This window comes from Luteimonas flava (assembly GCF_036584485.1).
GTDB classification, from domain to species: Bacteria; Pseudomonadota; Gammaproteobacteria; order Xanthomonadales; family Xanthomonadaceae; genus Luteimonas; species Luteimonas flava.
Genome location: NZ_JAZHBM010000002.1, coordinates 612,344 through 633,660, shown reverse-complemented (window position 1 = coordinate 633,660; position 21,317 = coordinate 612,344). Strand labels below are relative to the sequence as shown.

Genomic DNA, 21,317 nt, shown 5'->3' with positions numbered 1-21,317 from the left:
GTCATGACCATCGTCGGGACGCGGCCGGAGATCATCCGGCTCTCGCGGGTAATCGACAAGCTCGACGCCCATTGCGATCACGTGCTGGTCCACACGGGCCAGAACTTCGACTACGAACTCAACCAGATCTTCTTCGAGCAACTCGGGATCAGAGCACCCGATCGATTCCTGGAAGCCGCCGGCGTATCGGCCGCGGATACGATCGCGATGGTCATTTCGCGCGCCGACGCTGCGATGGCCGATGCCAAGCCGGATGCGTTGCTGGTACTGGGAGACACCAACTCGAGCCTTGCGGTCATCGCCGCGAAGCGGAGGAAGATTCCGATCTTCCACATGGAGGCGGGCAACAGGTGCTTCGACGTTCGAGTACCTGAGGAGATCAACCGCAGGATCGTGGACCACACCGCGGACATCAATCTCACCTACAGCCAGATCGCGCGCGAGTACCTGCTGCGTGAAGGTCTTCCGCCTGACCAGATCATCTGCACCGGGAGCCCGATGCGCGAGGTGATCGAGCACTACCGGCCCGCCATCGACCAATCAAATGTTCTCAAGGCACTGGGGCTTCGAGCCGACTGCTACTACGTAGTGAGCGCGCACCGGGAGGAGAACGTCGATTCGGACGACAAGCTCCGCAAGCTGTTCGATATCCTGGCGCACCTGGCGAGCGAGCGCGATGCAGATGTGATCGTCTCCACCCATCCGCGCACCCGCAAGCGTATCGACAGCCTGGGCCTGACCGCGCCTGCGCGCGTGCGCTTCGAGAAGCCGTTCGGCTTTCTGGACTACATCCATCTGCAGATGCAGGCGCGTGCGGTGCTGTCCGACAGCGGCACGATCACCGAGGAGTCGTCCATCCTCGACTTCCCGGCGATCAACATCCGCGATGCGCACGAACGTCCCGAAGGATTCGAAGAGGGTGCGGTCATCATGACCGGCCTGGAACTGCGCGAAGTCCGGCAGGCCCTGGACATCGTGGAATCGGCCGCCGCCTCGCGCCGCAGCAGCGACGGCAGGATGACGCGGATGGTTGCCGACTATGCAACCACCAATGTGTCAGACAAGGTGCTGCGGATCCTGCTCAGCTACACCGCATACGTGAATCGGAAGGTCTGGCACAAGACAGGCTAGCGTTTCCCGATCAGGCGCCGCGGCTCGACGCCGCGGCGAGTTCCACGAAAGTCCGCTCCAGTTGGTCGATCGCGGCATCGACAGAGAATCTCGTCTCCATCAGCCTGCGTCCCCGTTGCGCCTGCGCTTCCGTAGCGGCACGGTCGTCCAGCATGCCGATCAGTGACTCCACGAATGCATCGGGTGCGTCCGAGGCGCTGTAGCGCACGCCCGATCGCGCACTGTCGTGCTTGCGCAACAGATCCGGCAAGGGCGTGGACAGGACGGCCAGCCCGCACGCTTGGTACTGCAGGATCTTGATGGGGATGATGTCGCGCGTGATGTCGTTGATCTCGAAGGGATTGACGGCCACATGACCCAGCGAGAGATAACGCGGCACGTCCTGGTAGGACACCATGCCAGTGAGCACGACACGCTCCTCGAGCCTCAAGGCCTTCACCTCGGCTGCCAGCGCCTCGTCCATCTCCCCCCCGCCGACGATCAGGAGTTTCGCGGCCGGCCGGCGCCGAAGGATGTCGGGCATTCGCCGGACAAGCTCGAGCAGCCCGCTGAACCCGTAGGTCGTTCCCAGGAAGACGATCACTTCGTCGCCGCGAGTTACTCCGTACTCGCCCATCAACTGCACATCCGGCGAGCGGGGCGAGAAGTGCGCGCAGTCCACACCATGATCGAGCACACTCGAAGGCGCAGCCGCGCCCGCTCCTGCGAGCGCCTGGACGTAGTCGCCCATTTTCTCGTTGGTCACGAGCACGTGGTCGGCGTGCCGGTAGATGTAGCGCTCGCCCGCACGCAGAATCGCCTGCGCCAGGACGCCAGGCCTGAGCTGGTGATAGGCGTCCAGGACGCGATACACCACGGGCACGCCGTAACGTCGCGCGAGGCGCACGGCCTGGGTGCCGTTGATGAAGACCGAGTACACGAATACCGCGTCGACATCGCCTTTGCGAAGGCGCGAAGACAGCATCCGCCGGAAGCGCTCCCTCGCCTCGAAGTACTTGAGCACCGGCAGATTACGGTGCGGAATCGGCGTCAACGCCACCTCGCCTTCGCCGGTCCTGCTGACCCGTCGCGTAGCGAGCGCCGTCGCGCTTGCCTCCGAGAAATCGATCACTTCCACCACATGCCCGCGCCCGGAAAGCCGTTCGGCAAAGTCCTGGTACTCGTAGACGGGCTTGTCGAGATAGCTGACTTCGTGACACCAGAGGATTTTCATCTGTCGGATCCGTTATCGAGGCGGTCAGACACCGCCGGGCGCCTGTCGCTGCACGCGCCTGGAAAAGAACTCAAGCCGGCCTGCCGCCGCTGAGGGTCATCAGCAGAACGCCGCACGACACGAGTACCAGCCCGGCCCATTGCGCGGCAGCGAGGCGTTCCCCATAGAGCGCCCAACTCGACAAGGCGATCAGCACATAGAAGAACGCGCCGGAAATCGCGAAAGCCAGGCCGAGTTTCACGCGACTCACGACGACCACCCAGACGATGAAGCCGATCCCCTGGATGGCCACGGCTGCAATCACGCTCGGCGAAAAACAGGCCGCGATCAACCATTGCAGCCCCTGCGGTACGGGTTCGCGTGCTGCGATCTGGGTCACCGCGCGCTTGACGAGCAGTTGGCTGCCCATCGTGGAGCACGTAACGAACAGGATCATGAGTATTTCGCGGATCATCTCTGTCTACCCGTTGATCTTCCAAGAAGCATTCAATCGCGCCTCATGCCACGATGCAGTGTGTGCCACTTGTCCGTTCCCGTAAGTCATGGCGGATCGCGGTACTCGAAGACCCTGACGCCTGGCTCGCCGGTCTGCAGCTCGTTGAGACATGCCAGATCTTCCGACGGGACGGCCTGGGTGTAGACCAGCTTGGTGATGCCCACGCTTCTAGGAGCGGCTCCGCACACATCGAGCTTGATCACGTAGAGATCGGCCCCCGGGAGGCCGAACTCCGTCTTCGATGTGCCGGGCACCGAGGCGACGACTACATTGGCGTAGCGGTTCCACGCCTCCGCATAGGCGGCGTCGGGGTCGAGTAGCGCCATCTCTTCGTGGTCCGGCAGCATGCGCGCTCCGTTGAACACGTTGAGGCCGTGCGCCTTCATGCCCTGACTGAAGATGAAGTCATCGATCGTCATCCATCGATCCGACGCACGATTGAGTTCAGCAACCCTCAACAACGAGGGTTTCGCGGTCAGCGAGTCGGTGCCGACGGATATCGGATTCACGGTCAGCGAAGGGGCAACGACCAGGGTCACGCCGATGGCGAGCAGGCTGACGCGCCCAAACGCCATGCCTGTAGTGATCAAAGCAACCGCACACGCCCCCAGCAGGACCGTGATCGGCGTGAAGAACACCGGATCGGCACCACGGAAGTAGAGGCCGACGGCGAGCGCGAGCCCGGTGAACACCGTCACCAGCACCAGTCGAACCAGAGGGTGATACCGCGGCAGCGCTTTTGCGGAGATTCCCGAGGTGATCAACAGGCACAGAATGATCGAAGCAAGTCCGATTCCAAACAATGCCCGGAAGGATGGCACGTACTTCCAGCCACCTGTCTGCATCACCGACGCGACATTCGCTGGCAGATCGACAAATACCCAAGCCGAGACCAGTGCGATGTAGCCCACGAGCGCCAAGACGACGGCCGACCGACGTTTCAACAGCCCTGTGATCGGCAGCAGGAGCAAAGCGAATGGCGCCAGAATGAGGAAATTCCCGGCCTCGGACGCGTTGGGGGTGATGCCCGGAAACCGCCCCTGGTCAGCGCGCAAGTATTCGAACAAGCCGACTGCCCCCAGGCGATAGTCGATTTCGCCGGGTACCGAAACGCGCTGCCCCGGGTACACCGTCGCAGTCATGACATCCAAAGTCGGCTTGACCATCTCGGCGAAGCCGTAGAGCCCGGCACCGACAGCCAACGCACACACGACACCCGTAAACACCTTTGCCTTGGGGAAGGCGATCAATGCCTCGCGAACACTGGGCAGAGAGAAACCAAAACCGATGACGATCGCCGCACCCAGGTATGCCAACGGCACGATAAACGGTGGATAGATGTTCGAAATCAGCATCACCACGCCGAGAAGTCCGACCAGCGCCCCAGCCAACACCGAGCGGATTCGACAGCCGAATAGGAAGTAGAGCGCTCCCACGCACGAGAAAGCGAAGCCGGACAGAATGTCTGGCAAGCCGCTCGAGAACCACCATTGCACGAAGGACGAGCCGTAGACCCATACGCCGCCGATCAGTGCGATCCTCAAATCGCCCCGCGTGAGGATCAGGAACAGCCAGACGAAACCGGCGAACAGGCTGAAGCTCTTGAAGGCCCAGAGCCAGGAGATGCCGCGATCGGGACTCTCGAACACGAAGAGGCCCAGAAATTTCGGGTTCAGCGAGATCAGCGATTCATCGACGGGAACGCCCGCCACAAGCGGCGCACGCTCGCCTCCCACATTCTCGTTGCTGACGGAAAACCCTGCCGCCTTCTGACTGAGGATCCACGGGGTCTGCACATTCCATTCGTCTGAGCGGATCGACTTGGGCTCGCCGTAGATCTGCGACGTGGGCGCCGGCCGGCCAAACATGCCGTCCCAAACGCCGACCGAAGACTGATTGAGGTTCAACGCGACGTAGCATCCCGCGGCCGCGAACGTGCAGATCATCACGAGCACCATCGCGGGCGAAACTTCGAGAACGTTCCGGTCCGTCATCTGCCTGGCGAGCCGCGTCAGCACGTGCCTGATTCGTGGACCGAATCGTTCCTGCCACGCGACCGATGCGGCCAGACGCTGCAGCATCAGCGCCCCCAGCAATGCGACAAAACCCGCTGCGAACGAAGGCGCGAAGGACGACACGATCTGCGTCGCCAACGTTCGACCGCCGGGAGGCTCGACATTGAACCCGATATACGGATCTCCGCCGACTACCCGGAAACTCACAGCCCGGCCCTGGTCGAGCTGCTCCAGATTGTTGCTGGCATTGACTGCCCTGGCCAGGGCCTGATCCGTCAACGCCGTCGTCCGCCATCCGCGATGCAGCGAAATGGACCTCAGTTCCAGCTCGCCCGACGCCCCGCCCGGATCTATCCTGATGCCTGAAAGGCGTTTGGCGACCGGAATCTCCAGGTGGTAACGACGCCACTCGCCATCGGGAACCACCTCAAGGCTCGTTTCCTGCTCGGCAGAGTATCCGCCACCATCGACCGCGTAGAACAGTTGGCCCTGCGCGGTTCCGGTGGAGCGCATCTCCACGTACACGCTGGTGTTCTTCGACAGCAACAGCGCGAGGTTTGCGATCAGAAAAAACACGAACGCAACAAAGACCGCAAGTTTCAACGGCGCGAATTCGCTGCTCCGTTCAGATGAAATGTCGATTGCCTGACCTCCGAATAAGTTTCACGTCCGCCCGCGCCCTGATCAGCTCTCCGAGCCGAATGCCCACTCCCATCGCGGAGGAAATGCGAGTTGGCAGGGCTCTTCGTCAAGCGTGAAGTTCGGGCTGTAATAAGGGTCGACGCGGAGACGGTCGCCCCAGCGTTCCACCATGAACTTCACCTCACCGTGGAATCGGGCCAATTTCTCGGGGGAGTCCTCCAACCCCCTCGATGCGGACTCGTGATGATGGAGCTCTGCGAAAGGCGTCCATACGTTGCGCAAGCCTCGCTGGTCGAGTCTCAGGCATAGATCCACATCGTTGAACGCGACCTTCAGCGCGGTATCGAAACCGTCGATGAGCACGAACTTCTCGCGCTGTACAACCAGGCACGCGGCGGTGACCGCGCTCAGGGTCTGCGTCAGACGCGCGCGCCCCATATGACCGGGATAGCCACGCCCGTGCCCCGAGTACACGTGCGCAGCAACGCCGTGCACGCCCACCATGACACCGGCATGCTGGATGGTGTTGTTGGGGTAGTACAGCATCGCGCCAACGGCACCCACGTTCGAACGACAGGCATGGCCCACCATCTCCTCGAGCCAGCCGGGTGTGATCACCGTGATGTCGTTGTTGAGGAAACACAGCACGTCGCCACGCGCCGCTGGCACTGCCGCGTTGTTGATGCGAGCGTAATTGAACGGTTCGTCGTAGCGGATGACCCGGGCGCTACCAGCACCGGTGAGTTCCTGGAAGTACGCCAGCGTCGCCTCATCGCCGGACTGGTTGTCCATCACGACGATTTCGAAGTTCGGATAGGTGGTGTGCTCGAACACGGACTCGATGCAGGCCCTCAGCAGATCCACACCATCCCTCGTTGGAATGATGATGCTCACCAGAGGTGCGGGCGCAGGTACCGGGTACACCACGCGGTAGTTGCCCCTCAGGCCCGGAATTCCCTTCGCGACTGCACCCTCAGCCAGGCGGTCGAGATGCTCCTGGACCGCTCGCAATCCCGCATCGTGGGCATAGTCCTTCTCTTGCGGTGCCAGCGCCGTCGACCCCTCGATTGCGCGCCAGTGGTAGAGCACCTTGGGAATATGCCCCACCTGGTGATGGTCGATGCGTTCGATCGCGCGCAGCGCAAGATCCCAGTCCTGACTGCCCTCCAGGCCGACCCGGAAACCGCCGATATCGCGGAACAGCGTCGCGTGGTAGGCCCCCAGATGACTGATGCAGTTGTGCGAAAGAAAGAGATCGTAGTTCCAGTCCGACTTCATGTAGGGGTCGTAGCGGCGGCCCTCTCCGTCGACCTTGTCCTCGTCGGTGTACACCACGCGCCACCGCGGATTGCGACCGATGCCCTCGGCGAGTTCCAGCAGCGCCAGGCTGTGCAGCTCGTCGTCATGGTCCAACAGCACCATCCACTCGCCCGTCGCCGCATCCGCAGCGGTGTTCGAACTGGCGCTGATGTGGCCGTTCTGCGACCGGTGAGTGACCTTGATGCGAGGATCTCGACGCGCATACTCGTCGAGAACCCGCCTGACGTGGGGCGCGGGCGACGCATCGTTGGCGATGCACAGCTCCCAGCTCGGGTAGGCCTGGTTCAACACGCTGTCGATGGCCTTTCGCAGCCACTTCTCGGGCGTGTTGTAGACGGGCATGAGGACCGAGAACTTCACCGCTCCATCGCCGAGCAGTGCCTCGGCCTTCGCCCTTGCCAGGCCCATCGCGCGCGGCGAATGCTGGTCATAAAGATCCAGCCACGTCTGGTAAGGCGCGGAGAACGAGATGGAGGGTTGACGGGAGTACGTGTGGTACAGGGCATCGCCCAGACCACGGAATCCACCTTTCGCGAATCCCGCAACGATACTGCCGAAATCACGGACTCTGGTCTGCGTGCGTGCGAACAGGTGCTCGGCCATATCGATGGCAGCGCGACGGCGACCGATCGGGGTGATGCGCATGACGCCCAGGCGGAACTCGAAGGGCGAGATCGAAGGATCGAAGCGCAACGCAAGCGTATCGCGCACCAGCAGAATCACGCCTCGGTGGACGCGCTGCCCCGCCTGCACGAACGGCAGAAACAATCGATTGGCCTCCTGGATCTGCTCACCGTAATCGGGATACAGATACGCGCACATCGGGGACCCGCTTTCCTGGGCGATCTCGATCTCGACCTCGTACCAGCCGGCGGGCAGACGGGCAACCGGTAAACGACACTCGAATCCCGGGTCGTTTCCTGTGGCGCACCAGAAATCATCCGCTCCCTTCTTCAGGTGGCGAATGGGCACGAGTTCGATGTCCTGCAATGGGGGAATTGCGTTCATTCGCAAAGGTAATCCATGATTCAAAGAGGCAGACGCGATGCTGCGGGTCGCGCTGCAAAACCCTTGCAGCGTGACACCATCGTCGAACTCAAGCTGCACCGCGACGTGCGTAACGTCGCGGATCGATAGTGAACTCCCGCGGCGTCAGCGCGAGATTCGGGTTGTAGGCAGGGTCGCTACCGAGCTGTGCATGCCAGCGCGACAGCATGGTGCGCACTTCGCTCTGGAACCGCGCCTGCTTCTCCGGCGTGTCCTCGTAACCACGACTCGCAGATTCGTGGTGGATCAGGGTCGCATAGGGTGTCCAGAGGTTGATGTAGCCTGCCTCGCGCAAACGCAGGCAGAAATCGACGTCGTTGAATGCAACCGACAGTGATTCATCCAGCCCGTTCACGGCTTCGAACGCGACGCGGCTCACGCACAGGCAAGCCGCGGTCACCGCGGACATCGCCTGGGGAAACTGCGCACGGCCGAAATAGCCGGGGTCGGATGTCGAAAGATGCATGTGCGCATGCGCGGCGACCCCCCCCTCCACCGCACCGACACCGAGGATCACGCCACCGTGCTGAAGTCGACCATCCGGGAACAACAGCCGTGCCCCGACCGCGCCGACCCCGGGTCGTGCAGCCAGACCCACGAGCTCGTCCAGCCAGTGTGCGTCGATGATCTCCGTGTCGTTGTTGAGCAGGACGACGAAATCACCATCCCCCTGCGCAACTGCATGGTTGTTGATCGCCGAGTAATTGAACGGCACGTCGTGGCGAATCACGCGCACGCGTGGATCGCCGCAGATGCGGTCGAAGTACGCCAGCGTCTCTGCTTCGACCGAGCCGTTGTCGAGGATCGTGACCGTGTAATCGGGCGTGCGGGTCAGGGCCAGCAGACTATCCACGCAGACCTTCAGCAGCTCGACGCGATCGCGGGTCGGAATGACGATATCGATCCGCGCGCCGTCCGGTACCGGCCACAGGACTCGCGCCAGCCCCGCCAGCGGAGCTGCCTGGATCTCGGCGGCCGCATGCCACTTCCCGGCCCAATTCGTCAACGCAAGGTGCATCGCCGCTTCCTGGGCGAGAGCATCCGCATGCAGCGGTGCGAACAGCGGTCCGGGCGCATGGACGTGGTGACGCGTCACTGCAGGAATATGCACAATCGCGTCGCGGTCCAGCGTTTCGCTGGCAATCAGACTGATGGAATAGAGCCAGGCGTCGCCCACGGGCCCGGTCGCCGCACAGCTCTGGACCCACTGTCGGTCGAGGACCACGGACCTTGCCGGATAATCCTGCGAGAGCAGCAGGGTGGCGTCCCAGTCCGGCTTGAAACAGGGCGTATGGCGCTCGCCTGTGTCGTCGATGAAATCCTCATCGGTGTAGGCGAGCTTGGTGCCGGGCCTGCGATCGAGAACGTCACGGATGATCACGAGCGCATCGCGATGGAGCCTCTCCCCCGGACCGATCCAGGTCACGAAGGGCTTGCTTGCCTCGGACAGCCCGTACAAGACCGGATCGGACCGGTCAACAACGAGGACGCCGTCGGGGATCTGCGGCAGTTCGGCGGCAAGCTCGCGGGGGATCAACACCTCGTCACCACGGCCGAGCTGTCCGATGACGCTCGCATATGCCGCAAGTGCATCAGCGATGTCCGCCCGCGGCAACACGATGACGCTGACGCCCGCCCCCCCCTCCGCCGGGGCAGGCACCTGCGACTCCGCATTGCGGATCCAGCGCAGGTAGCGTGTCGGCGCATTCGCGTCCAACCGCTGCGCCAAGATCCAGTCAGGCACCGCCTGAGCGCCCTGCGTGTCCTGCTGGCGTCGGGCCTGGGCCAGGAACGCCGCGAACCGCAAGGGCGCTGCGGAGCCCCACTGGTCGCGCTCCTCACGCAATGCCAGCCACGCCGCCTCGGCAGGCGTCAGACCTCTGATCTGGAGATCGCGAAGCAGGAATTCGCCGGACACATCGATCGGGTCGAAGCGCAACCGCAGCACATCGTGCTCAATCTTCATCAGAACGGCGACGGCACTGGATGCGCCGCAATCCAACGACGTGCGGCCCTGTTCGGTGAATCCCTCGCCGGCGTCGACGTAGAACACCGGACGACGCGTCTGGACGCGGTCGGCATCGAGCAAGAAGCTGACCTGGTACCAGCCCGCGCGCAGGGGCGCCTTGGGAATCAACACGAACTGGGGATCGCTGCCGGTGGCGCGCCAGTATCCCGGTCGGTCACTCGGCTCGAGATCGAAAACAGGCTCGATGGTCCATCCCGGAAGGCCGATCGCCGATGTGCTCGAAACTGTATTCAAGCGCGTCGCCTCCACCAGGGGGTCATACTGATTCGGCGTACATCGGAGATCTGGGCAGCCAACTGCTCCAACGCGGCCGCGATCGTGACGTTCTGCGTCTCCAACTCGGTCCATCGAGAGACTGCGGCGGATCTATCCTCATCGGCTGACCGCATCGCGGCTGCCAGACCTGCCTCGATCTCCGAAAGACGCGCATCCATCGAAGCCGCACGTGCCTTTGCGCCTTCGTCGGCACCTCGAATGTGCTCCGACATCTGCAGAGCAGTCCGTTGCATCGCGGCGTCCAGGCCACCGGCCAGCGCGTTCACCACGGCATCCGTATCGCGCGCACGTGCATCCAGGACGGCAATGTCGTCCGTCGTCGCGACCACGCGCTCGTAGACCGCATCCGATCCGAACTGGAGCATCTCCAGACGACCATCTTGCTCGCTCAGTGTCCGCTCGAGCCTCGCAAGCGCAGCACCGCCGCCTTCTGAGCCCGCAGCCGTCGCGGCAGCGGCAGTTCCCCCAAGCCCGGACACACCGTCGCCTGCCTGCAGTGCCTCCAACAGACGTCGCGCTGTAACATCCCGGACAAGCACTTCAAAATCGATCGTGACATCCAATGCCGCGATCTGCCCCAGGCCATCCGCCAGGCCGTAGAGATCAAGTTCCAGATACGGGTCACCGTCCATGCAGCTCCAGCGGACCGGGGACGATGCACTTTCCGCAAGTCGATAACCGCGCACGGTGGTCAGGCGTGAAGCGAAGTCAGTGACTGCAAGCTCGTCACCTTCTGCGGGGATGATGCGCAGATCCCGGATACCGAACACCCCGGGGCATTCCGCCGGATCGAGCCGGATCGCGTCACAGACCGCGCCCGGTGGCAGTACGAAACGCAACAGGCTTTCGCCGACCACGGGCGATCTGTCGACGCTGACCATCTTCGATTCGGAGTACTGCTCGGCATGCTTGCGGAAATACAGCCTGCAGGATTCAAGCGCCTCTGGCCGCGTCAGTTCCGGCGATTCGGGGTCGGGCGCGAGGGATGCCAGAAAGGCTTCCAGCCGCCGCGCATCGTCCTCGCCCTGCATCAATCCGCACAGCGCTCTCATCTCTGCGGGCTGCTCATCTCCCACCAGAAGCACACCCAGCCCATTGCTGTGGCTGAACTCGAAACCTTCGTAGTCCGCCCGCAACTCGGCGAAGTAGCGCCAGACGCCGAAGTCCCCAGCCCGGACCGCAGTGTCATGGAACAACACGACCGCCCGCGAGCTGAGCTTTGGACGCCAAGTCTCGAAATCGTGGCGCACAGCTTCATAGGTGTGCAAGCCATCAATATGCAGCAGGTCGATCGAGCCATCCTCGAACGCACCGACTGCGTCGTCGAAATAACCACGCATCAATCGCGAGAAGCTCCCGTAGCGCGGCTCATGGTAAGCGCGCAGCGTCTCGTACACCTCCTCGCTGTAGAACTTGGCGTGTTCGTCGCCTTTCCAGGTGTCCACGGCAGTGCACGAGGTCCCGGTACCCAGTTCGGCAACCGCCTGGCAGAACGCCAGATACGAGTTCCCGGAATGCGTTCCCAGCTCGACCAGGCAACGGGGGCGCGTCAGCTCGATCACGAGGTATGCAAAGGGGATGTGGCCGATCCACGAGTAGGGCCTCGAAACATGCGGATCGAGCAGGACACTCGGATAATTCTGAAGATTGAAAGCAGTCATGATTGCCTCGTGATCTCGATACGTCGCATTGGCAGCCCCAGAATGCCGATGGACCAAGATTGGCAGCGAGAGCGAAGCGTCAATGCTTCATGTACCCAGTGCTGGATAGCGTGATCTTCTTTGCCCCCGTCTGCGATTCCGACCGTGAAGAAGTAGTCGCCCGCCTTGAGCCTGGGCATCTCGAACTCGAATACCACGCGCATCGAATCGCCCGCTTCGAGCGGGACGGGTTCGTCGAGGGTCGACAGATAGGTGTTGTCCCCGAACAGCATCTGTCCCAAGCCGTCCTTGAGATAGAACCCCAGAATTGGACGAAGAATGGCTTGCTCGGCAGCGACCTCCACCTCGAGCACGACGCTCTCGCCGCCCACCACCCAGGACAGTTCGTGCCCTTCCAGGTTCCGGAGATGGACCGCACGGATCCGCGCGCGCATCTCGCCGAACCCGTCCAGCGCGGGATTGAAGTCGAGCACTTCGATGTCATTGCGAAGATTCGAATGGTTGACCCAGTCGCGCCGTGCATCATGCCGCTCCACGACTTGGGCACCGTCTTTCAGCTCGGCCCTCACTTCCTGCAGTTCGCCATCCTGGCGAGCGGAGATCAGCGACCGCAGATACGCCTGGACGACATCTTTGGATGTCCCTGCGGCCCGGCTGTGCCCGCCGTCGATCCACAGGGCGCGATCGCACAGGGCGCTGACCGTCGCATCGTCGTGACTGACGAACAACAGCGTACCCCGGGCCTTGAAATCACGCAGAAAACGCATGCACTTCTGCGTGAAGAACGCATCGCCCACCGCCAGCGCTTCGTCGATGATCAGGACATCCGCGTCCACGTGCGCCATCACCGAGAACGCAAGGCGCATCACCATGCCGCTGGAGTAATTGCGAATCGGCTGATCGATGAACTCGCCAATGTCCGCGAATGCAAGGATCGCATCGATCCTCGATCCGGTCTCCGCGGCGCTCAGACCCAGGATCGAGGCGTTGAGATACACATTCTCGCGACCTGTGAAGTCGGGATTGAAACCACTGCCCAGCTCGAGCAGCGCGGCCACGCGGCCACGCACCTGCACGCTGCCCTCGGTCGGCGCGAGTGTCCCGGCGATGAGCTGCAACAGCGTCGATTTACCCGAGCCGTTGCGACCGATGATGCCAACGGTCTCGCCTCGACGGACCTTCAGGTCGATACCGCGCAATGCCCAGAACTCGCGGTAGTAACGTCGCCGATCGCCGAACAACCCCTGCATGAGACGCTGCGACGGCCGGTCGTAGATGTGGTAGCACTTGCCGACGCCCGAGGCGTCGATGATCAGGTCTTCCTCCTGCATTGCGTGAACCGGGTCAGAGGACATCAGCAAATCCCCTGCGGGTCTTCTGGAAGACTGCGAATCCGCCGTAGGCGAAGAACAGGGCCCCGAGCGCGTAGATGCCCAGCCCCCTCCAATCGGGCATCTGGCCCCAGAACGCCACCTGCCTGGCCTGATCAATGATGAAGGTCAACGGATTGAGCCGGAACACGAACTGGTAGTGCTCCGGCAGCGTCTCGACCGGCACGATCGCCGAAGACAGGAAGAGCAACGCAGTCGCCAGTACGCCTGTGACCTGGCTGATATCCCGCAGGAACACGCTCAGGGCGGACAGCAACCAGACCACACCTAGCGCCAGGAACCCGAGTGGAAGCATGACCAGCGGCCACAGCAATACCGTGGCATGGATCTCGCCACGCAGAATCAGATTGAGCACCACGAACACGGTACTGTTGGCAATCGCATGGAACATCGCCGAGAGCACCACTGTCCACGGCAGCACGTCCAGTGGAAACACGATCTTCTTGACCAGATTCGCATTGCCCACGATGACGTTGGGCGCTCTGCTCAGACACTCGGCAAAGAAGCCGTGCACGATCAACCCCATGAACAAGAGCATCGCGAAGTCCGCGGTGTTGCCACTGGTGCCGGGCCAGCGCGCGCGCAGGATGTAGCCGAACGCTAGCGTGTACACCACGAGCATGAAGAACGGGCTGATCAACGACCAAAGCAGGCCAAAGCTGGCCCCCCGATACCGGCCAAGCACATCGCGCCGTGCCAGTTCGATCGTCAAAGTGCGATGTTTCAACCAGGCATTGAAGGGCCCGGCCAAGGTGAAAACCGGTGCTTTCAGGCTTGTGTACATGAGTGTTCCGTCAGCGAGGCATGGAGGTCCGCACGTAGATCGTCGAAACCTTCCACCCCCACACTCAACCGCACCAGATCGTCATGCATACCCAGCTCGGCACGCCGCTCCGCCGGCACCGACGCATGCGTCATCACCGCCGGATGGTTGACCAGGCTTTCCACACCGCCGAGCGACTCGGCGAGGGTAAACAGTTCGGTCCGCTCGCAGAAGCGCTTCGCGGCCTCGAAACCACCCTTGATGCGGACCGAGATGATGCCGCCGAAGCCGTCCATCTGGCGCTTGGCGAGTGCGTGCTGCGGGTGCGAGGCGAGGCCGGGGTAGATCACCTGCTCGACCGCGGGATGTGCGTCAAGGAACTCCGCCAGGGCCTGCGCGTTTTCGCAATGCGCTTTCATGCGCAGATGCAGCGTCTTGAGGCCGCGCAGCGCGAGGAAGCTGTCGAAGGGGCCCTGCACCGCGCCTGCGGAGTTCTGCAGGAACGCGAGTTGTTCGGCAAGTTCGGCGTTGTCGCCGACCACCAGCATTCCGCCGACCATGTCGGAGTGGCCATTGAGGTACTTGGTGGCCGAGTGCATGACGATGTCGGCGCCATGTTCGATCGGGCGCTGCAGGATCGGCGAGGCGAAGGTGTTGTCGACGACGACGATCAGGCCGCGCTTGTGCGCGATGTCCGCGATCGCCCGGATGTCGACGATCTTCAGCATCGGGTTGGTCGGGGTTTCGATCCACACCAGCTTCGTCTTGTCGGTAATCGCCGCCTCGAACACCGACGGGTCGGTCATGTCCACATAGCTGAAGGACAGCCCGGCACTGCGCGTGCGCACGCGTTCGAACAGGCGGTAGCTGCCGCCGTAGAGGTCGTCCATCGCGATGACGTGGTCGCCGCTGTCCAGCAGTTCCAGCAGGGTCGCAGTCGCGGCCATGCCGGAGGCGAACGCGAAACCGCGGGTGCCGCCTTCCAGGCCCGCCACGCAGCGCTCGTAGGCAAAGCGCGTCGGATTGTGGGTGCGCGAATACTCGAAGCCCTGGTGCTCGCCCGGGCTGGACTGGGCATAGGTCGAGGTCGCGTAGATCGGCGGCATCACCGCGCCCGTCGAGGGATCGGGCGATTGGCCGGCATGGATGGCCAACGTGGCCAGCGCGTAATCGCGATGCCGGGAACTGGATTCGGACATGACAGCTTCCTGAAAGGACGTGAGATTCTAGCCAGCAGCCCTGAACGACAGGTTCAGAGCCGCGGCGATCAACGCGAAGGCGTTACTGCACCCGGCGGCGCAGGTAGTTCAGCAGGTCGATGCGGGTAATCAGGCCGAGGAACCGGTCGCCCTCGGTGACGATCGCGACCTGGCCGCGGTCGAACACCGGCAGCAGGGCTTCGACCGGGGATTTGACGTCGAGGAAGTCGAGCTTGCTGACCATCGCCGAGGACACCGGCTCCCGGAAGCGGGCTTCGTCCCCGTAGACGTGCAGCAGCACGTCGCTTTCGTCGAGGATGCCGACGATGCGGTCGCCGTCCATCACCGGCAGCTGCGAGATCTCGTAGAGCTTCATACGCTGGTAGGCCGTCACCAGCAGGTCGGTCGGCTGCAGCACCACGGTGTCGCGACGCGAGTACGGGCGCAGGATCAGATCGCGCAGGTCGCCGTGCTGCTCGCGCTCCAGGAAGCCGTTGTCGAGCATCCAGTAGTCGTTGTAGAGCTTGCTCAGGTATTTGTTGCCGGTGTCGCAGACGAACACCAGCACCTTTTTCGGCGTGGTCTGCGCGCGGCAGTACTTGAGCGCGGCGGCCAACAACGTGCCGGTCGAGGAACCGCCGAGGATGCCCTCGGTGCGCAGCAGTTCGCGCGCGGCGAGGAAGCTTTCCTGGTCGCTGATGGCGTAGGCCTGCTTGACCCGCGAGAAATCGGAGATGCCCGGCAGGAAATCCTCGCCGATGCCCTCGACCATCCAGCTGCCCGACTTGTCGTTGAGCACGCCGTCGTTGATGTACTCGGCGAGGATCGAGCCGACCGGATCGGCCAGCACCAGCTCCACGTCCGGCGCGTCCTTGGCAAAGCAGCGCGACAGGCCGGTCATCGTGCCCGAGCTGCCACAGCCGAAGACGATCGCGTCCAGCCCGCCCACTTCACTCATCTGACGGAGGATCTCCGGCCCGGTGCCGTGCTCGTGCGCGGCCGGGTTGTCGGGATTGCCGAACTGGTTGATGAAATAGGCGCCCGGGGTCTCGCGCGCGATGCGCTCGGCGAGATCCTGGTAGTACTCGGGGTGGCCCTTGGCGACGTCGGAGCGGGTCAGCACGACCTCGGCGCCCATCGCCTTGAGATTGAAGATCTTCTCCCGGCTCATCTTGTCCGGGACCACGAGAATCAGTTTGTAGCCCTTCTGCTGGGCCACCAGCGCCAGGCCGATGCCGGTATTGCCGGCAGTGCCTTCCACGAGCGTCGCGCCGGGCGCGATGTCACCCCGCCCTTCGGCGGCCTCGATCATGCGCAGGCCAATGCGGTCCTTGATGGAGCCGCCCGGATTCTGGCTCTCAAGCTTGAAATAGAGTTCGCAGGGGCCCGCGTCGAGGCGGCGCGCACGCACGATGGGCGTGTCGGCGATCAGGTCGAGAACGGAGTCGGCGATCGGCATTGCAGGTCCGGGTTGCAGCGAGACAGATCGCGATTATCGCATCCGCGGACAACATTCGCGGGCGATGGTGACCGACGAGGATGGCCACCACCGCCCGCGACAGACGAACCTAGTGTTTCTGCATCTGGTCGTACATCTGGGTCAGGCGATCCTTTGCCGCGAGCTTCTCGCGCTTCATCTGCGACAGCGTGGTCTCATCGACGGCGAACACGCCGAGCTCTGCGTTCAGCACCTTCTTGTCCAGCTCCTTGTGCCGGTAGTAGAGCTGCCGGAACTCGACGTTTCCTTTCATGATCTCTTCGAGTTCGGTCTGCGATTGCGCTTCGAACATGGAATCCTCCTGACTGGAAATACGAACGCCCCGACCGGCGACGGGCGGGGCGCTACGTGGGCTGCATCCAGGAACGTGGGGCGGACGATCCGATCAGGTCGCCGTGGCCGTCCTGTGGACGGAATACGGGGACCTCGCGGGGGATCATCTCGGTCATCGGCCTGGCTCAGTGACCGGATGGCGGAAGGAATCGGTGCCACCCGGACAACCGACCCTACTCCTCGGACCGGAGGCCCACAAGGGCGAAAAACCCGATTGCGTACGCGGCGCCCGGTCAGACGCGAAAACGCTTCCAGCTTGCCCACCCGAGAACCGCGCCACGACGCGGCGCTCAGCCGGAAATCGGCGCAAGTGATTGATTTCAATTGGATTCAGCCTGACGAAAAACTAACAACCATTCGTCGGACGGCGCACTGCCGCGCGTTGGCGCGCAGTGCGTAGGCAGGCCGTTAGACCCCGGCCCGCGTCGCTCAGGGCTGCTCGAGACTCTTGAGCAGCTCGGCCTCGCGCCGACGCAGTTCCGCGTCGCGCTGGCGGGCCGCGCGCAGCTTGGCCGCCTCGCCGGTGGCCACGCCCTGCAGCACGGTCTCGGCCTGCTGACGGGCGGTGGTCTCTTCCTCGGCTGCCAGACGCAGGCGCGCGGCTTCCTCGGCCTGGATCTGGGCCTGGATGCGCAAGCGCTCGGCTTCCTGGCGGGCGCGCACGGCGTCCGCGCGGCTGGCTTCGACGATCAGCGCACTGCGCTCGCGCTCGAGCTGGGTCAGCTCGCGACGCGTGGCCTCGGTGCGCGCGGCCAGTTCGGCCGTCTCCACGCGCCACTGGGCAATCTGCAGGGCCGCGGCCCGCTGGTTGCTGCGGACCGTGCCCAGCGCCGCCAGGGACTGGCGCGCCTGCAGGCGTTCATAGGCGGCCGTACCGGCCGTGTCGGGATTGCTGTCGATCGCCTGCAGTCGCTGCTGCAGGAGCGCGGCCTCGCCTTCCGGCGCGGACTGGGCATTGGCGGCGAACGGCACCAGCAGCGCGAGGGCCAATGCGTAGGGTGTCATCGATCGCATTGTGCTCATTCCTCCACCCGCAGCCGCTGGCGCAGGTTGGTGATCTCCGCCCGGCGTGCGGACAGTTCGGATTCGGTTTCCGCCTGACGGGCACGGGCGTGCGCGAGGTCGGCGAGCGCGCTGGCCGACAGCGCCAGCGTGCGTGCCTCGTCGGCGCGGTCCATGCCCATCGCGGCCTGCGCCTGCGACAGCGCACGCCGCGCCTGGGTGATGTCAGTGGGCGCGTACTGGTCGGCATCGGCGTCACCGGCGCGGGCGATCGACAGCTGCGCGGCGGCGAGTTCCTCGGTCGGCGGCGGCGTACTCGCGCAACCGGCCAGCGCCAGCACACCTGCGAGCGCGAGGCCCTGCAGCATTGGACGGATGTATGCGAAGCTTGTGTTCATCGAGGAATCGTGCCCGGACGCTTGATCCGGATCATTGTGGTCAGCCGCAGCCGGATGCGCAACGCAGACCGGCAGCACGTGGGGGAGTTCGTACATGGATATCGGCTACTTCCTGAAGCTGATGACCGAGAAAAATGCGTCCGACATGTTCCTGAGCACCGGCGCGCCGGTGTACATCAAGGTCGAAGGCAAGCTCTACCCGCTGGGCAGCACGGGCCTGCCGCCGGGCATGGTCCGCAAGATCGCGTACTCGCTGATGGACGAGAGCCAGATCCAGCAGTTCGAACGCGATTTCGAGCTCAACATGGCCTACTCGCTGCAGGACGCCGGGCGCTTCCGTGTCAACGTGTTCAAGCAGCGCGGCGAGGCGGGCATGGTCATCCGTGCGATCCGCAGCAACATCCCGAGCATCGAGGAACTGCAGCTGCCGCAGGTGCTCAAGGACATCATCATGGCGCCGCGCGGCCTGGTGCTGATCGTCGGCTCCACCGGCTCGGGCAAGTCGACCACGCTGGCCTCGATGATCGACCACCGCAACGCCAGCACCTCGGGCCACATCCTCACCATCGAGGATCCGATCGAGTACCTGCACCGGCACAAGAAATCGCTCGTCAACCAGCGCGAGGTCGGGCTGGACACGCTGACTTTCCACAACGCGCTCAAGAACGCGATGCGCGAGGCGCCGGACGTCATCCTGATCGGCGAGATCCTGGACGCGACGACGATGGAAGCGGCGATCTCGTTTGCCGAGACCGGCCACATCTGTCTGGCGACGCTGCACTCCAACAACGCCGACCAGACGATCGAGCGCATCCTCAACTTCTTCCCCGAGGCCGCGCACAAGAACGTGCTGATGAACCTCGCGCTGAACCTGCGCGCGGTGGTGTCGCAGCGTCTGGTGGCCGGCAACGACGGCCGCCGCCTGCCGGCGACGGAGGTCCTGCTCAACACGCCGATGATCCGCGACCTGCTGCGCCGCGGTCAGGTGCACGAGATCAAGCAGGCGATGGAGGATTCGCTCGAGGACGGCGTCGAGACCTTCGACCAGTGCCTGTTCCGGCTGCACAAGGAAGGCCGGATCGATCGCGAGACCGCATTGCGTGCCGCCGACTCGCGCGACGGTCTGGACCTCAAGTTCCGGCTGTCCGAAGGCGGCTCCGGCAGCCACGACCCCTACGCGGACGTGTTCGGCACCGACCACTGACGCGATCAGGCGGGCGGCGCGTCCGCCTGTCGTTCCGGCGCTGCCGCCTCGAAGGCCGGCAGCGCGACGCATGCCGCCTCGATCCGGCGGATCGCCGGATACGGCGCCAGATCGATGCCGAAGCGTCGTGCGTTGTAGAGCTGCGGCACCAGCGCGCAATCGGCGATCGTCGGCGCATCGCCGACGCAGAAATCGCCGGCACCGTGCTGCAGCAGCAGGGCCTCGAACGCCTCCAGTCCATCGCGCACCCAGCGCGCGACCCAGCGCGTGCGCGCATCCGCCGGCAGCTGCAATTCGTGTTCGAGGTACTGCAGCACGCGCAGGTTGCCGAGCGGATGGATGTCGCAGGCGACCACCTGCGCGAGCGTGCGGGCGCGTTGACGCGGGAGCGCGTCGCGCGGCAGCAACGGCACGCCGGGAAACGTCTCGTCGAGATATTCGATAATGGCCAGCGACTGGGTCAGCACCGCGTCGCCGTGCTGCAGCGTCGGCACCAGCCGCTGCGGATTGCGCGCGGCGAACGCCGGCATGCGCTGTTCGCCGCCGCCCTGCACCAGATGCACCGGCACGCTGTCGAACGCCAGACCCTTGAGATGCAGGGCGATGCGTACGCGGTAGGCCGCGCTGGACCGCCAGTAGGTATGCAGCGTCAGCGCGGCCGTCATCGGTGTTACGCCGGCAGCGCCTGGCGTTCGATCACCTGCTCGATCGCGCCGAAGATGCTGACGCCCTCGGCATCGAGCATCTCGATGCGCACGGTGTCGCCGAACGCCATGAACGGCGTCTTCGGGGCGCCCTGCTCCAACGTCTCGACGGTGCGCTTCTCGGCGAAGCACGACGCGCCCTTCGACGTGTCCGCGTTCGCGATCGTGCCCGAGCCGACGATCGTGCCGGCGACCAGCGGGCGCGTCTTCGCCGCGTGCGCGACCAGTTGCGAGAAATCGAACTGCATGTCGACGCCGGCTTCCGGCGCGCCGAACCATTCGCCGTTGATGTGGGTGAGCAGCGGCAGGTGCAGCTTGCTGTCCCGCCAGGCATCGCCCAGCTCGTCCGGGGTCACGAACACCGGGCTCAGCGCCGAGCGCGGCTTGGCCTGCAGGAAGCCGAAGCCCTTGGCGAGCTCGCCGGGAATCAGATTGCGCAGAGAGACATCGTTGACCAGACCGATCAGCTGGATGTGGCCGGCGGCCTGCTCGGGCGTCACCGCCATCGGCACGTCGTCGGTGATCACGACGATCTCGGCCTCGAGATCGATGCCGTGGTCTTCGCTGGTCACCTTCACGGTGTCGCGCGGGCCGTAGAAACCGGCGCTGGTCGCCTGGTACATCAGCGGATCGGTGTAGAAGCTCTCCGGCACTTCGGCGCCACGCGCGCGGCGCACGCGCTCGACGTGCGGCAGATAGGCGCTGCCGTCGACGAACTCGTAGGCGCGCGGCAGCGGCGCGGCGAGGCGCGCGACGTCGAGATCGAACACGCCGTCGGCGTCGCCGGCATCGAGCGATTCGGACAGCGCGTTGAGGCGCGGCGCGGCGTTCGACCAGTCGTCGAGCGCCTGCTGCAGCGTCGCGGCGATGCCGGTGGCGCGCACCGCGCGGCCCAGGTCGCGCGACACGACGATCAGGGTGCCGTCGCGGCCGCCCTCCTTCAAAGAACCCAGCTTCATGGCAACTCCGGTTGGCGTCGGCTATCTGTTGCGATT

At 64.1% G+C, this 21,317-nt stretch carries 17 protein-coding genes; 2 read left to right on the top strand and 15 right to left on the bottom strand.

Features of this window, described 5'->3' with window-relative positions; genetic code table 11:
• Positions 1-3 precede the first annotated feature (3 nt).
• A complete protein-coding gene (gene wecB / locus V3391_RS09960; protein ID WP_332078252.1) occupies positions 4-1,131 on the top strand; it encodes a non-hydrolyzing UDP-N-acetylglucosamine 2-epimerase in 1,128 nt (375 codons plus the stop codon).
• Between the two features lie 10 nt (positions 1,132-1,141).
• Here wecB and V3391_RS09955 read toward each other — a convergent pair whose 3' ends face one another.
• From V3391_RS09955 to V3391_RS09895, 13 genes are all read right to left on the bottom strand, one after another.
• The gene (locus V3391_RS09955; RefSeq protein ID WP_332078251.1) at positions 1,142-2,344 is read right to left on the bottom strand and encodes a glycosyltransferase; all 1,203 of its coding nucleotides are present in this window, start codon (positions 2,342-2,344) and stop codon (positions 1,142-1,144) included.
• A gap of 70 nt (positions 2,345-2,414) precedes the next feature.
• On the bottom strand, positions 2,415-2,753 hold the full coding sequence (locus V3391_RS09950) for a DMT family transporter (RefSeq protein ID WP_332078250.1): 339 nt from the start codon (positions 2,751-2,753) through the stop codon (positions 2,415-2,417).
• Between the two features lie 131 nt (positions 2,754-2,884).
• Entirely contained in the window at positions 2,885-5,458 is a 2,574-nt protein-coding gene (locus V3391_RS09945; protein ID WP_332078249.1) for a DUF7657 domain-containing protein, read from the bottom strand.
• 81 nt (positions 5,459-5,539) lie between these two features.
• Entirely contained in the window at positions 5,540-7,924 is a 2,385-nt protein-coding gene (locus tag V3391_RS09940; protein WP_332078248.1) for a glycosyltransferase family 2 protein, read from the bottom strand.
• On the bottom strand, positions 7,914-10,127 hold the full coding sequence (locus V3391_RS09935) for a glycosyltransferase family 2 protein (RefSeq protein ID WP_332078247.1): 2,214 nt from the start codon (positions 10,125-10,127) through the stop codon (positions 7,914-7,916). Before V3391_RS09935 ends, V3391_RS09940 begins: the two co-directional genes overlap by 11 nt.
• Positions 10,124-11,830, bottom strand: coding sequence for a class I SAM-dependent methyltransferase (locus tag V3391_RS09930; RefSeq protein WP_332078246.1), 1,707 nt, complete (start codon positions 11,828-11,830; stop codon positions 10,124-10,126). The genes V3391_RS09935 and V3391_RS09930 overlap by 4 nt, the downstream gene beginning before the upstream one ends.
• Positions 11,827-13,185: an ABC transporter ATP-binding protein gene (locus tag V3391_RS09925; RefSeq protein ID WP_332078245.1), complete on the bottom strand. Its 1,359-nt coding sequence runs from the start codon at positions 13,183-13,185 to the stop codon at positions 11,827-11,829. The genes V3391_RS09930 and V3391_RS09925 overlap by 4 nt, the downstream gene beginning before the upstream one ends.
• Positions 13,175-14,005 (bottom strand): ABC transporter permease, encoded by an 831-nt coding sequence (locus V3391_RS09920; protein WP_332078244.1) that lies wholly within the window; start codon positions 14,003-14,005, stop codon positions 13,175-13,177. Before V3391_RS09920 ends, V3391_RS09925 begins: the two co-directional genes overlap by 11 nt.
• Positions 13,990-15,183 (bottom strand): cystathionine gamma-synthase, encoded by a 1,194-nt coding sequence (locus V3391_RS09915; protein ID WP_332078243.1) that lies wholly within the window; start codon positions 15,181-15,183, stop codon positions 13,990-13,992. Before V3391_RS09915 ends, V3391_RS09920 begins: the two co-directional genes overlap by 16 nt.
• A gap of 82 nt (positions 15,184-15,265) precedes the next feature.
• Positions 15,266-16,642, bottom strand: coding sequence for a pyridoxal-phosphate dependent enzyme (locus V3391_RS09910; protein WP_332078242.1), 1,377 nt, complete (start codon positions 16,640-16,642; stop codon positions 15,266-15,268).
• A 109-nt stretch (positions 16,643-16,751) separates the two neighbouring features.
• Positions 16,752-16,973 (bottom strand): HP1242/YdcH family protein, encoded by a 222-nt coding sequence (locus tag V3391_RS09905; RefSeq protein ID WP_055246405.1) that lies wholly within the window; start codon positions 16,971-16,973, stop codon positions 16,752-16,754.
• A 470-nt stretch (positions 16,974-17,443) separates the two neighbouring features.
• Complete coding sequence (locus tag V3391_RS09900; RefSeq protein WP_332078241.1) at positions 17,444-18,028, bottom strand: hypothetical protein; 585 nt, start codon at positions 18,026-18,028, stop codon at positions 17,444-17,446.
• A 5-nt stretch (positions 18,029-18,033) separates the two neighbouring features.
• A complete protein-coding gene (locus V3391_RS09895) occupies positions 18,034-18,414 on the bottom strand; it encodes a DUF4398 domain-containing protein (RefSeq protein WP_332078240.1) in 381 nt (126 codons plus the stop codon).
• Between the two features lie 94 nt (positions 18,415-18,508).
• Here V3391_RS09895 and V3391_RS09890 point away from each other — a divergent pair, with 94 nt between their 5' ends.
• Positions 18,509-19,618: a PilT/PilU family type 4a pilus ATPase gene (locus tag V3391_RS09890; protein ID WP_332078239.1), complete on the top strand. Its 1,110-nt coding sequence runs from the start codon at positions 18,509-18,511 to the stop codon at positions 19,616-19,618.
• Between the two features lie 5 nt (positions 19,619-19,623).
• Here the strand turns inward: V3391_RS09890 and maiA are convergent, their stop codons facing one another.
• Both maiA and V3391_RS09880 read right to left on the bottom strand, forming a co-directional pair.
• Entirely contained in the window at positions 19,624-20,283 is a 660-nt protein-coding gene (gene maiA / locus V3391_RS09885) for a maleylacetoacetate isomerase (protein ID WP_332078238.1), read from the bottom strand.
• A gap of 5 nt (positions 20,284-20,288) precedes the next feature.
• The gene (locus V3391_RS09880) at positions 20,289-21,281 is read right to left on the bottom strand and encodes a fumarylacetoacetate hydrolase family protein (RefSeq protein ID WP_332078237.1); all 993 of its coding nucleotides are present in this window, start codon (positions 21,279-21,281) and stop codon (positions 20,289-20,291) included.
• Positions 21,282-21,317: the final 36 nt, after the last annotated feature.